General features: G+C 37.2%; 14 protein-coding genes. 9 read left to right on the forward strand and 5 right to left on the reverse strand.

All coding sequences use genetic code 11. The annotated features are described in order from the left end of the window. Positions 1 to 147 precede the first annotated feature (147 nt). Positions 148 to 804 carry a DUF4079 domain-containing protein gene (locus C4E06_RS18360; protein WP_107669477.1) on the forward strand — a complete coding sequence of 219 codons (657 nt, stop codon included), beginning with the start codon at positions 148 to 150 and terminating at the stop codon, positions 802 to 804. Between the two features lie 111 nt (positions 805 to 915). Here C4E06_RS18360 and rpoD read toward each other — a convergent pair whose 3' ends face one another. The 3 genes from rpoD to crtE all read right to left on the reverse strand — a co-directional run bounded on the left by rpoD (position 916) and on the right by crtE (position 4,209). After that, positions 916 to 2,205 (reverse strand): RNA polymerase sigma factor RpoD, encoded by a 1,290-nt coding sequence (gene rpoD / locus C4E06_RS18365; RefSeq protein ID WP_255412165.1) that lies wholly within the window; start codon positions 2,203 to 2,205, stop codon positions 916 to 918. Between the two features lie 597 nt (positions 2,206 to 2,802). Beyond that, positions 2,803 to 3,261: a divergent PAP2 family protein gene (locus C4E06_RS18370; RefSeq protein WP_107669484.1), complete on the reverse strand. Its 459-nt coding sequence runs from the start codon at positions 3,259 to 3,261 to the stop codon at positions 2,803 to 2,805. Positions 3,262 to 3,279: 18 nt separating this feature from the next. Continuing rightward, positions 3,280 to 4,209 carry a geranylgeranyl diphosphate synthase CrtE gene (gene crtE / locus C4E06_RS18375; protein WP_107669486.1) on the reverse strand — a complete coding sequence of 310 codons (930 nt, stop codon included), beginning with the start codon at positions 4,207 to 4,209 and terminating at the stop codon, positions 3,280 to 3,282. A gap of 86 nt (positions 4,210 to 4,295) precedes the next feature. Between crtE and coaD the strand changes: the two genes are divergently transcribed. The 7 genes from coaD (at position 4,296) to C4E06_RS18415 (ending at position 10,061) form a co-directional block, all read left to right on the forward strand. Next, complete coding sequence (coaD, locus tag C4E06_RS18380) at positions 4,296 to 4,793, forward strand: pantetheine-phosphate adenylyltransferase (RefSeq protein WP_107669488.1); 498 nt, start codon at positions 4,296 to 4,298, stop codon at positions 4,791 to 4,793. A 170-nt stretch (positions 4,794 to 4,963) separates the two neighbouring features. Continuing rightward, complete coding sequence (locus C4E06_RS18385; RefSeq protein ID WP_107669490.1) at positions 4,964 to 5,593, forward strand: tetratricopeptide repeat protein; 630 nt, start codon at positions 4,964 to 4,966, stop codon at positions 5,591 to 5,593. Between the two features lie 121 nt (positions 5,594 to 5,714). Further along, the gene (locus tag C4E06_RS18390) at positions 5,715 to 5,858 is read left to right on the forward strand and encodes a high light inducible protein (RefSeq protein WP_107669496.1); all 144 of its coding nucleotides are present in this window, start codon (positions 5,715 to 5,717) and stop codon (positions 5,856 to 5,858) included. A gap of 672 nt (positions 5,859 to 6,530) precedes the next feature. Beyond that, on the forward strand, positions 6,531 to 6,875 hold the full coding sequence (locus C4E06_RS18400; protein WP_107669500.1) for a hypothetical protein: 345 nt from the start codon (positions 6,531 to 6,533) through the stop codon (positions 6,873 to 6,875). A 184-nt stretch (positions 6,876 to 7,059) separates the two neighbouring features. Next, a complete protein-coding gene (locus C4E06_RS18405) occupies positions 7,060 to 8,016 on the forward strand; it encodes an ABC transporter permease (RefSeq protein ID WP_107669502.1) in 957 nt (318 codons plus the stop codon). 129 nt (positions 8,017 to 8,145) lie between these two features. Then, positions 8,146 to 8,655, forward strand: a complete 510-nt coding sequence (locus tag C4E06_RS18410; RefSeq protein WP_107669504.1) for a hypothetical protein — start codon at positions 8,146 to 8,148, stop codon at positions 8,653 to 8,655. 146 nt (positions 8,656 to 8,801) lie between these two features. Further along, on the forward strand, positions 8,802 to 10,061 hold the full coding sequence (locus C4E06_RS18415; protein WP_107669506.1) for a hypothetical protein: 1,260 nt from the start codon (positions 8,802 to 8,804) through the stop codon (positions 10,059 to 10,061). A gap of 236 nt (positions 10,062 to 10,297) precedes the next feature. On the opposite strand, the gene petH is transcribed toward C4E06_RS18415, so the two are convergent. Continuing rightward, positions 10,298 to 11,518, reverse strand: a complete 1,221-nt coding sequence (gene petH / locus C4E06_RS18420; protein WP_107669508.1) for a ferredoxin--NADP reductase — start codon at positions 11,516 to 11,518, stop codon at positions 10,298 to 10,300. Between the two features lie 459 nt (positions 11,519 to 11,977). Here petH and C4E06_RS18430 point away from each other — a divergent pair, with 459 nt between their 5' ends. Continuing rightward, the gene (locus C4E06_RS18430; RefSeq protein ID WP_107669512.1) at positions 11,978 to 12,976 is read left to right on the forward strand and encodes a phosphoribulokinase; all 999 of its coding nucleotides are present in this window, start codon (positions 11,978 to 11,980) and stop codon (positions 12,974 to 12,976) included. Positions 12,977 to 13,204: 228 nt separating this feature from the next. Here C4E06_RS18430 and C4E06_RS28155 read toward each other — a convergent pair whose 3' ends face one another. After that, entirely contained in the window at positions 13,205 to 13,351 is a 147-nt protein-coding gene (locus tag C4E06_RS28155; RefSeq protein ID WP_198648797.1) for a hypothetical protein, read from the reverse strand. Positions 13,352 to 13,424 lie beyond the last annotated feature (73 nt).

Genomic DNA, 13,424 nt, shown 5'->3' on the forward strand with positions numbered 1-13,424 from the left:
CTACGGTATGATAAGAGATTGTCAATTAAGAACATTAATGATTCATTATTTTCTCATCAAATTTTAAGTAATGTTGGTTATAGTTTGAGATATAGTTTCAGGTAAATTGAACTATTCTCTTTCCTTTAACACATAGCGTTATCGATTATGAAACCGGTAGATTTTCTGCTCATTATTCATCCTGCATTAGCGATTATTTTTGTTTTTCCCTTGATTGGGATTGTTTCTTATTATTCTTGGCAAACCCGTCAAAGACGCTTAACGATACTTGGAAATAATAAGAGTAAAATTCCTCCCATTGTGGGGTCAGAACACGTCAAAATAGGACGTTGGTTATCCAGTATCGTGGTGACAGTCACTTTATTTGGATTAGCTTATCCCATTGGAGAAAATATTATTAAAAATCAAATGTGGTCAAGTAACTTTTTACAATTTATTTTCCTAATTTTAATGTTTGTTTTAACGGCTGTTTCATTATATCTTCTTCATGTTGCTAGACAAAAACATTGGCGAGGAATTTTTGCAACTTTAACAGGGATGGGAATTGTCGTTTTAGGGTGTCAAGATGGAGTCTTTCGTCGTACGAATGAGTGGTATATCTCCCATTATTATTATGGAATTACTGCTGCATTATTAATGATTTTTTCCTTAGCTATTATCGAAGATATTTATCAAGATAAATCCCATCGTTGGCGGAATGTTCATATTATTCTGAATTGTTTTGCTCTGTTATTATTTATGGGACAAGGAATAACAGGCACTAGAGATTTATTAGAAATTGGAAAATATAAATTAGGGGGGTAAGCGATCGCTGTTCACTGATAAAAAATGAATTGGGATGAAGGGTTAACCCTATCCCAATTAACTTTCTTGATCTAATTTCCTCCTCAAGATAGAGGACTTTTATGAGTGAATTTAGCGAATATACTCTTTAAGAATACTGTTACGGTTAGGATGACGTAACTTTCGTAACGCTTTCGCTTCAATTTGGCGAATCCGTTCACGGGTAACATTGAAAATCTGGCCAATTTCTTCTAGGGTTTTCATCCGTCCATCATCCAAGCCATAGCGTAAGCGCAGGACATCTCTTTCCCTGGGGCTTAAGGTATCGAGAACATTCTCTAAATCTTCTCGGAGGAGATTTTTAGAGACTTCATCTTCTGGGGTTTCCCCATCGGCTTCAATAAAATCCCCCAAACGGGAATCTTCTTCTTTTCCGATGGGGGTTTCTAGAGAGATAGGAAGTTGTGCTGATTTGGCGATGAACCGTAACTTCTCAATGGTCATTTCCATGCGAGTGGCAATTTCTTCCTCGGTAGGTTTGCGACGCATTTCTTGAGAGAGAAGTTTTGTCGTTTTCTTGATACGAGAGATAGTTTCGTAGAGATGGACTGGAAGACGAATGGTGCGAGATTGATCAGCGATCGCTCTGGTGATTGCTTGACGAATCCACCAGGTGGCGTAGGTAGAGAACTTATAGCCTTTCTCGTGGTCAAATTTTTCGGCCGCGCGAATCAAACCTAACGATCCCTCTTGAATCAAATCTTGGAAAGATAAACCGCGATTCATGTATTTTTTAGCAATGGAAACCACTAAACGGAGGTTAGAGTGAACCATTTTATCCTTAGCTTTGCGTCCTAAATATAAGCGCCGCTTAAACTTGGACAGATAGACTTTAGATTCAAGCTTCCAGGTCTTTTCTAAATCTGAAATAATGTCAGCTTTTTGCAACATAGCTGTTACTTCAGACCATTTAGGATCTTTATCTTTTCCTGATTGAGCGCGAAGCATTTGCTCAATATTTTCCCATTGAAAGATGCGTTTGCCCCATTGTTCGTCCGTGGGTTCTTGCTCGAGTTCTTCCCATAATGCCTCTCTAATACGCTCAAGTTGGAGTAGATCAGCAATTTTACGGGCTAGTTCAATTTCTTCTTCGGCCCGTAAAAGTCGAATGCGACCTATTTCTTGCAAATAAACCCGAATCGAATCCTCCGTGTAAGGTTTTTTCTTCCCAGGATCTCGACGACGAGAAGCAGTTATTTTGCGTGTTTTTTTAGAATCTGCTTCAGCGATATCATTAGCAGATGTGTCTAGGTCTTCGTCAGCAAAGAATGCTACTTCCATCTGAGATTCAGTAAGGGTTAATAGGTCGTTAGCCTGCGTCATGCCGTTTTCCTCTTGCTCCTTCGGTGCAAAACTAGAAATAAAGGTGAATGATTAGTTGAGTTAGTTAGATGAGTCTCGCTGGACTACTTTCTAGGATAGACTTAATTTTCTTAGACGATATCAGATCACTGAGATGTTTAGGGATAGGGGATTGTTGATGCCCATTATCTTCAAAACCTCACAGGTCTAACTCTCGAAAAATTAAAGACTTATCCGATTGTAGCCTCGATTACCAAAAATCGGGGATAGTTTTTGTTTTAATGACATCAAGATTCAGTGAACCTTGACTTAGGGTAGCCCAAGTTTAGGGTAAAAAAGCGGAGACTCTGAGTTGAATGCTCAACCATTTTAGGGAGATTTTCGTCTGAGATCAGATTGATTCCGATAGAATAGGTGAACAAAAAGTGGTATTTTTGTTTCTAACAGACGAAAAAATTTAGTTCTTTTACTCATACGTTAGCAAAGTTTTTGGGGGATCGATCTATTTCAGTTGGGTTAACACCGATGAAATATCAAAGTTTGATGACCCGTGATCCTTTTAGGGTCAGTTCTTTCCGTTGTAATAAAGAATAACTGAAGATTGCAGTGATTCCCATCACCCAACTAACAACCAAGTCTGAAATGAGACAAGGTTTTTCAAAGAACGGATATCGTTAATAGACAGACTCCAATGCCCCAAGTTAGGCCAATCAACACTTGAAAAGGGGTATGTCCGAGTAACTCTTTTAACCGCTCTTCTGTATTAAGGTGATGGGTATCGTGGATCAACTCATCGAGTAATTGATTGAGTATTCGTGCTTGTTTTCCGGCTGCTTGACGAACCCCGGCGGCATCGTACATGACGATCACGGCAAATAAACAAGCAATAGCAAATTCTGGACTTTCCCACCCTCTTGTGAGTCCCACTCCTGTGGCCAAAGCTCCAACGAGGGCAGAGTGTGCGCTTGGCATTCCTCCTGTGGTCACGAGGTAACGAAAGTTAATTTTTCGATAACGAATTAACTCAATAATTAACTTCAACCCTTGGGCAGAAAAACAGGCCATCAGGGACACCAACAGTATTTTGTTGTGAAAAATTGCTTCAAAATCCTGCATGATTAATGGTGAGAAAGTTTAGTTTTTGCGAGCAACAATAAATTGGGCGATCGCTTGTAGGGGTTGCGCGGCTTGGCCGTAAGGACTCAGTTGGGCGATCGCGTCATCAATCAGAGCTTGAGCTTGTTTTTGAGATTCTTCTAAGCCCCACAAACTGGGATAGGTGGCTTTTTGGTCTCGTTGATCTTTCCCTGCGGTTTTCCCTAGTTCTTCGGTACTAGAAGTTATGTCTAAAATATCGTCGATAATTTGAAAGGCTAAACCAATATTCTGAGCGTAACGAGAAAGCCGTTCTACGTCTTCTGCCTTGGCTCCAGCTAAAATGGCCCCCGATACCACAGAAGTCTCTAATAACGCCCCTGTTTTGTGGATATGAATGAATTTTAAGGTGTCTACCGTGACATCGGATCTTCCTTCTGATTCTAGGTCTAATACTTGACCGCCGACTAATCCGGCCGCCCCTACGGTACGTCCCAAACGCGCAATGACATCGACGAGATTGGCTAATTCGACGTTACGGGTTTCAGTGGCTACGTATTCAAAGGCGTAGGATAACAAAGCATCTCCGGCTAAAATAGCAATGTCTTCGCCATAAACCTTATGATTGGTCAATTTGCCCCTGCGATAGTCATCGTTATCCATAGCAGGGAGATCGTCGTGAATTAAAGACATGGTATGAATCATTTCTAAGGCGCAAGCCGTGGGTAGTGACATCTCTACCGTGCCTCCGATTAACTCACAACTGGTTAAACAAAGAATGGGGCGTAATCGTTTCCCTCCTGCCAACAGCGAATAGCGCATGGCTTCGTAGATTTTTTCAGGACGGATAATGGGAAGGGACTGATCGAGGGCCGCTTCAACCAACTGTTTTTTATCTTTGAGATAGGACGCAAGATCAAAATCCGATGCTTCTGTGTGCGTCACACGGTCTTCACCTGTCATAACCATGTCTGAGTGCCTATAGTCAACTATTATTTTGTATCATTTCTATCAGTTTACTTTACCGCAAGTCTTCACTCAATGGAGTTCCTAAAATGATAGCCCTGTATCCAGGAAGTTTTGATCCCATTACCCTTGGTCATCTCGATATCATTGAGCGAGGGGTTCTGTTATTTGAGAAAGTCATTGTCACTGTGATGTATAACCCCAATAAACAACCTTTATTTTCGGTGGAAAAAAGGGTGGAGCAAATTATTGAATGTACCCAACATTTACCTAGGGTTGAGGTGGATAGTTATCGGGGATTAACGGTAGATTACGCAAAATTACGCAAGGCTCAAGTCTTATTACGGGGTTTACGGGTTTTGTCGGATTTTGAAAAGGAATTACAAATGGCTCACACGAATAAAACTTTGTCTAAAGAGGTCCAAACTGTTTTTCTTGCTACTAATAATGAGTATAGCTTTTTAAGTAGTAGTACCGTCAAGGAAATTGCTCAGTTTGGTGGCTCTATTGCTCACATGGTTCCGGAAAATGTCCTTCGAGACCTTCAGGAATATTATCAAAAAAAAAATGAACGCCATAAATTATAATAAAAATATCAATGCTATCTGGCAATAATCGATGATTTAGTTTTTCCTAGAAATTACTGAAATTATTGTATCAACATTTAATTAACCTTGGGAAAATATACTGAGTCACAGTTAAATAAATTCAAAAAAATGTAATTCTACTTATTAATAATTATTTTCCTAATTGAACCATGAATGCTTTTATTTCTCGTCTACTTATTCTTACCCTTTGCCTCACCCCTGTTACTTTAACAGTGACCTCAAGACCAACTTGGGGAGAAACTGACAGTATCGAAACGACCATACAACAACTGACCGAGGAAGCCAAAATACAAACCGAACAAAAACAGTCTCAGCAAGCCATCAGCACCTGGCAACAAGTTCTCGATATGGCTCAACAACATAACAAAAAACACTTACAAGCCTTTGCCTTAGTGGGACTGGGGTTAAATTATCATGATCTCCAACAACCCTCCACTGCGTTAGACTATTATCAACAAGCGTTACCTATTGCTCAACAAAGTGGCGATCGCCGAGTGGTTGGGGCCGCTCTCAATAATATGGGGGCCGCCTACCAAAGTCTCGGACAATATCAAGAAGCCTTGACTTACTATGAACGGGCGTTACCCATTACTCAACAGGTGGACAAACCTAAAGATATCGCCAAAACTCTCAATAATATCGGAGAAATCCACAGTCTGACGGGAAAAAGAACAATGGCTTTACAATACTACCAAGAGGCGTTATATATAGCCCAGAAAGCTAGTGATCCCATCTTAGAGCAAGACATCCGTCACAACATTGATCAAGTCCAAAACTAGACAATTGAAAAAAATTATCTTTTAGAATGTAAATAAATATTGCAATACCTCAAAAGTTTTGTTAATATTGTTATCAAGCACTTGACTTAAATGCAGTTACCCAATACAGAGGTTCATTACTATGGATAATCAAGAATCTAAATTTGGTTTCACCACATTCGCTGAAAACTGGAACGGACGCTTAGCCATGCTTGGCTTCGTCATCGGTATTGCTACCGAATACCTCACCGGACAAGGTATCCTTTCTCAATTGGGCATAATGTAATCAAAAAGGGTGAGTTATGCCCTCACCCCCTTTCTAGATACAGTACGGTCAATCAAATTGGATTATAGCCGTTCTCAGTCAAATTATATATATTTTTTGAGTTTAGGGTGATATTGCTTCACTCTATTTTTTTGTCATCACTCTGTTTCAACGACTGTAACCCAAGGCCATAGGGACTGTTTATGGGTTCACACGCAGCATTATTCAGTGAGCGATGGCCATATTGTCTCAACAGTCTTTTCTCCTCTAGGGTAACAAAATAGGCGATTAAGTAAATCGAAAACTTACTTGTTTGGGCTGCAAGGGAGACGAGCGACCCCGGTCGGGTTCCCCGACAAGCGTGAACGCGCGAGGAGTGGAGAGCAGGGGAGATGTTTTTAAATCTTTTTAAAGCAAATGACGAAAATTTAGACCATGAGAACATAGTTTTCTTCTGTATTCTCATTATCTCCTGTGTTTTACACTATTTTCTTTCTCCCTTGCTCCGGTCTCCCTGCTCCCCCGCAATCCTAACTAGGAACTTTGTGATCTACTTAGATTGTGTTATTGTCTTTCATCAATTTCTCAGATAACTTAACCAACTCTTATCTTTAATTCAGAATTGAGTCATGTCTTTTTAAGATCAGTGCTTCATAGTAATAATAACGAAACAAACTAATGGAGTTACTAATCATGAAAGGCTTAATTATTACTGGTTTATCTTCTCTGGTTTTAGGTAGTTTTTTCACCCCTGTTAATGCTAATGAAATCATGGCGGTTAACTCGACTCTCGAACAAAATCAAATCGCTTATTTATCTCCTGTCAATTTAGTTAGTCATGGAAGGAGAGGAACATTTCGTGAGCAAGGAATTCCGAGCCATATTAGCTTCAGTTTAGCGATTAAATCGGGTCAAGTTGACGCTGAATCTTTAGTGAACGCTGCTATTCAAGCAGGGCGTTTATCTTCTGACAGTCTTAATCACTTGAGTTATTTATCTCAAGTTCAATTTGAATTGTCCCAGTTAGATAATGATTGATTGCTTAACCTCATTTCCCCACTACTGTCATAGACTTGTAGGGTTCTACTTTTTATTCCTACTATTTTCTCGCCATTTGAAAATAGTAGGAATTCTTGATCAATAAAAAAATAATGTTGAGAAAAGAAACTATTGATAAAATTATAAGTCAGATGTTGAACAACAGAAATTGCGAAACGACCCAATGACTCAATACCTAATTAAACGGATATTAATCGCTATCCCTACCCTAATTGCTATTAGTTTAGTTCTCTTTACTATCTTAGCATTAGCTCCAGGTGATCCCCTCGGAGAATTTGCTTCTAACCCGTCTATCACCGAAGAAGTTAGGGAAAATATTCGCAAAAGTTTAGGACTGGATCAACCCATTCATATCCGTTATATTAAATGGTTTTTTGCTTTTATAAGAGGAGACTTGGGTTATTCTTTTACCAGTCGAAGTCCTGTTTTAGAACTGATTTTACAACGCCTCCCAACAACTTTATGGGTGGTGGGAACAGCTTATCTATTCAGTGTTTTAATCGCCTTTCCTTTAGGGGTTGTTTCTGCAATCAAACGCTATTCTTTATTAGACCAAGTTATTACAAGTTTTGCTTTTTTAGGTTATTCGCTACCCACTTTTTTAACTGGATTATTGCTGATTGTTATTTTTAGTGTTCAACTCAATTGGTTTCCTTTTATTTATAATAGTACCTTGAAAATTACCAATTTTTCTACTTTTATTGAACAAATTAAACAGTCTATAATGCCTATTACTGTCTTAGCTTTATATCAGTCGGCTGTATTAATGCGCTTCATTCGTTCTGCTATTTTAGATGAATTAACCCATGATTATGTTCGTACGGCACAAGCCAAAGGATTGGGCAATTTTAGCATACTAAAAGACCATATTATTCGCAATGCGTTAATCCCTGTGGTAACATTGATTGCCTTAGATATTCCCACTATTTTTACTGGTGCATTAGTCACAGAACAAATTTTTAGAGTTCCAGGAATTGGCGCATTATTAATTGATTCAATTCAACGAAGTGATACCCCTGTAGTGATGGCGATTACCTTTATTTATGGAATTTTAATTGTTATTTTTAATCTCATTGCTGATCTCACTTATGGTTTTCTTGATCCTAGGGTAAGATATTAAGAAATATTACGGATAGGGGCATAGTAGATTATGGCTTTACAGCAATCGTAAAGATATTTATCAAACCCTGTGAATTCTCACTTATTTACTTCAATAATAGAGATAGGACAGTAGAGGAGCAAATTCCGAATGAATGCCTTATCTAATAATCGTTGGAAGTTTCTTAGCTGGACAACCGTTGTTATGTTTACCCTTGGTTTTTGGCTAAGTAGTAGTATTATTCTCGATTTTGTTGTTATTCCTGGTTTATCTTTATCAGGGATGATGAGTCAGGGCGGTTTTGCCAGTGCGGGTTTTATTATTTTTGGATTATTTAACCGCATTGAATTAGTCTGTGCAGCTATTATTTTAACGGGATTTTTGATTTTCCGTCGCCATCATCTTCTTATTCATCTTCAAGAACGTTGGTCAGTCATTTTAGCTAGTGTTTTACTGGGTATCGCTTTAATTTACACTTATTTCTTAACCCCAGAATTAAGTGCTTTTGGGTTAGAAATTAATCCCTTTACAGCAAGCAATACTATGCCTTCTGCTATGATTTCTCTACATTGGAGTTATTGGCTATTAGAAGTCATTAAGTTTGCGATTGGGTTTACTTTATTACGCTGGTGTTATCGTGATTCTTGTGAATTAAAGTAAATTGACGAATGCAATTAAGTAATGAGTTCCTCCCATTCTGGGGGGATTTTTAAATAATATTAACGATAGTTGTTTTAGATAGTTATTCGATTTTTTTAGACCTTGAATCATAAAATTAGACATTATGAAATAGGAATAATATACAAATGAAAGAACCGTTTCAGTTTAAGGATAATATCTATGTTTATTCTGTAGATAGACTAATTATTTTATATAAAGAGTTGTGTGATAATTGTAAGTGGAGTGAAGTTAATGAAGCTTACAATAATATAGACAATGGAAATCTTGAACAATGGTTAGACTCTATTGGAGAATCAAAACTATCTTATGTAGTTTATACTGTTAAAAAAGAAAATTATAGGATAAGCTATGTCCCAAATAAACTAAAAAATGTGTATGAAGCATTATCTACAGAATTGAACAATCGAAAATTTTTTGAATTACTAGATATAGATCAAGCAATCGAAATTACTTTGAAAGAGTATGAGACATTACGGGCTGAAATATTACAAAATTTATCAGAGATTACTCAGCGTATTTTTTTAGGATTAGCTGTTATATTCACTATAGCCTCATTGGCTTTAGCCCCATTATCTGATTTTTTAGGTAATCAGGAATCTATTACAGTTAACGATTTAAACTTAAACAACGATAATTTACAAGATACCAAAGTAATAATTTCAGATATAGATTCAGCTTTCGGTACAGTTTCTATCAAAGGTAACTTAAATATACAAAATAAAGTCAACTTATTCGATGAAATCAAAAAGAAAAATTCCCAAGCTAATAAATCTTCTATTATCCCTAGTATATTTATGTTTGTTGTTTTGATACCATTCCTAAGTTTGTATTTGGTTTATCGTTCTCTATTTGTTATAGAAAAAGTAACGATGATTGGTCAATATATATATTTTAGAATAGAAAAGAAGTTGGTTAACTTAACTAAATTAAAAATCAAGATACATAAGGATTCAATCAATAATAGAAATTATGATTTAGATAAGGATAACGAAATGACACTAGACAATATAAAAAACTCCCAAATCAAAAACTATTTAACTCATCTGAGTTGGGAGCATTATGTGCGGATTAGTCCATCTTTTATACATCCTTTTGATATTTTTTCAATCTTATTCCTGTTTACTATAATTATTGTGTTGTCTTGGTGTGTTGTCTTATTTTTGTTACTTACTAATGATTTTAGTTTTTGGGAAGATTTTTGTATTATTATTTTTATCTGTATTTGTGTTGCAGTGGAATTAATTTTTTGTGTTTTTTGTTGGTTAAGAGTATGTCAAATTAGGACTTCAGATAAAAAAGATATACAAGAATCTATCTTTCAAAACCCAGATAATTTTGATGATATTTTTGATGATGTTTTAAAGAAGATGTGGGATCATCATTGATGAAATAATCGGAATATAATTGAGTAATTTTTCCATTGTGTTAAACCTAAAATAAAAAACTGTTTATTCAAGAAAATTTAACAATCAGTTTTGTCAGGTGGGCAAAATTTTCTACATTATGACTGGTTAAAATAAATTTTTGATTTGCCCACCCTACCTTTTATATTTTAAACCTTCAAAATAAAAGGGTGAGACTTGCCCACCCCTTGCTTGTACATTCAAAATAGCGTTGAAATTTAGTAAACTTCAACGTGCCAACGATGTTGTTTTTTGAGCCCTTTCACAAAGTCAGACCATTCTACCCCTTGTTTCTCAGCAAAAGGCTTTAATCCTTCTTCGATGCCGGCTTCCATCCCTTTAAGTCCACACATATAGAGGTGTGTCTTAGGATCTTGTAACATAGTCCATAACTTCTCAGCTTGTTCAGCAACACGGTGTTGAATATACATCCGGCCGCCTTCGCTATTCTTCTGTTCCCGACTAATAGCGTAGGTTAACTCAAAGTTATCAGGATAGTTAGATTGAATCTCTTCTAACTTGTCTTTATAAAGAATATTTGCGGTGTAAGGAACCCCAAAGATTAACCAAGACTTACCTTTGAATTTGTAATCTTCGTGCTTCTCAAAGAACATCCGCCATAAGAAGGCACGGAAAGGAGCAATACCGGTTCCTGTGGCTAACATAACGATGTTAGCGTCTTCATCATCAGGAAGTAACATTTCTTTCCCAACAGGACCAGTAATAGCCACATCTGCACCTACTTCGAGGTTACATAGATGGGTAGAACAAACCCCATAAACGGTTTCATTGGTTTCGGGGTGTTGGTATTCTAACTGACGAACACAAAGAGAAACAGTCTTATCATCTCCTTTGTCCCCATGACGGGTAGAAGCGATGGAGTAGAGTCTTAACTTATGGGGTTTGCCATTTTCATCGGTTCCAGGGGGAATAATACCGATACTTTGTCCTTCTAAATAGTGAAGATCACCACCAGACAGATCAAAGGTTAAGTGTTGAACCGTACCACTACCACCTTCAGCCACCAAAGGATAATTTTCGATACATTTGCCAATGTAGGGGTCTTTGGGCTTATAAATATTAACAGGAACTTTTGTTTTCGCTTGAGTCATTGGTTTACGTTTCTTTTCCGTTGGGTTGCTTTGTTGGGGTTGAGCAACTTCAGCTTCACTAGAACGGTTAGAAGTGGGCTTGAGAGGGGTTTCAGCATCCAGAGGTTTAATACTGACAATACGACCACCCATACGAGTAATACGACGCATTTCTTGATTCATTCGTTCATAGGGAACGGTAATAAAGACGCTACCACTACGACGAATGGGATAGTCAAGACTGTCATTGTCTGTATTCTGACTTAACCCTGCCACTTCATAGACAAACAGACGGCTTCCATAGGCTGTTGTCTTGCCGGAAGTTGCTGCTAAGGCTGAACTGTACATCTATCTCTCCTGAAATTATGTTACATATCATAACTGCTCTATTTAGCCTACCATCGGGTGGTAATCTTAAATACAGAGTTATGAATTGCTTAATCAAGAAGGGAAACCTTAAATAAGATCAGCGCGTTCATAGAGCATAACGAAAATATCTGTAAAAATCTGTTAAACTTGCATCAGTTTTAGATTTTTTTCCAATCACGGTTTGGGGAATATTTAATTGATGAGAAATACCTTGTCTCTTGTGAAGAGTGATGTCGGTCTGGTAAAATCCATTGTCAGTATTTAATACGTATCTGGATCTTGTTAGGATCTCGTCAACTTTGGGGTTAAAAAACAGAGTGATGACTCTGTAAAAAATTTTACCCAATAATTGACCAATAATGCTCCCTTTATGGGAGACTTTAATGACAAGGTAATGAAACCGGGTTAACAATTCTGTTTTGCATTTAGAGGGAAGCTATGACCACAAATTTAGACCGCGTGGTTCTTATTGCAGTTGCCGGAGACTCCGGTTGCGGTAAATCTACTTTTTTACGTCGTTTAACCGATTTATTTGGTGAAGAGTTTATGACGGTCATCTGTTTGGATGACTATCACAGTTTAGATCGCAAAGGAAGAAAAGCCGCCGGTGTGACGGCTTTAAATCCTAAAGCGAATAACTTCGATTTGATGTATGAGCAGGTTAAAGCTCTAAAATCAGGTCAGGCCATTGATAAACCGATTTATAATCACGAAACGGGAGAACTTGATCCCCCAGAACGGATAGAACCGAATAAGGTAGTTGTTATTGAAGGATTACACCCTTTATTTGACGAGAGAGTTCGTGAATTGGTTGATTTTGGGGTTTATCTCGATATTAGTGATGAAGTTAAAATCAACTGGAAAATTCAACGGGATATGGCAGAAAGAGGACACTCCTACGAGGATGTGTTAGCTTCTATTAATGCTAGAAAACCTGATTTTACGGCTTATATCGAACCCCAAAAACAACACGCTGATGTGGTTATTCAAGTGTTACCCACTCAGTTAATCGAAGATCATGAAAGTAAGTTATTAAGAGTTCGTTTGGTTCAAAAAGAAGGTGTTGCTAACTTTGAACCGGCTTACTTATTCGATGAAGGTTCCACCATTGACTGGCGGCCTTGTGGACGTAAGTTAACTTGTGCTTATCCTGGTATCAAGATGTACTATGGTCCTGATAACTTCATGGGTAATGAAGTGTCTCTCTTAGAAGTCGATGGTCAATTCGATAACCTTGAAGAAATGATCTACATCGAAAGTCATCTTAGTAAAACTGGAACCAAATATTATGGCGAGATGACCGAACTGTTACTACAACATAAAGATTATCCTGGTTCTACCAACGGAACGGGTTTATTCCAGGTGTTAGTAGGTCTAAAAATGAGAGAAACTTACGAAAAATTAACCGCAGATCAGCCAGTTGCTGCTCAAGTTTAATTATCCTATTTAATTCATCTCAAAACCGTGAGGAAACTTTGTTTTTTCTCACGATTTTTTTGTTAAAAATAATCTGTTTTTTTTAATCCTAAGAAGCAGAAAGTTAAAGATTGGGAAAAAAGCAATTTTAGCTACTGCATCTAATAAAGTTAAAAATAAACCTGATCTGAACAAACCAATTCAATTATCTTGCTTTTCTGACTGTTTTTTAAAATCACTAAGATTTTGTTAAATAAAATTAAGTTTTTCGTCAGTTTTAGCCATATAAACATCTATCTTTTTATCTACTGTTTTTAATTCATTACTCAAATCGTCAAAACGACTATTAATTAATTCCTTAAAGTCTCTAAGAGCATTTTCTGTTACTGTTGACATTATAAAATACTCCTATTACATATATTATGACTATAAAATCCCCCACCAAAAGGCAGGGGATTAATTTATTATC

This window comes from Cyanothece sp. BG0011 (genome assembly GCF_003013815.1).
Lineage (GTDB): Bacteria > Cyanobacteriota > Cyanobacteriia > Cyanobacteriales > Microcystaceae > Crocosphaera.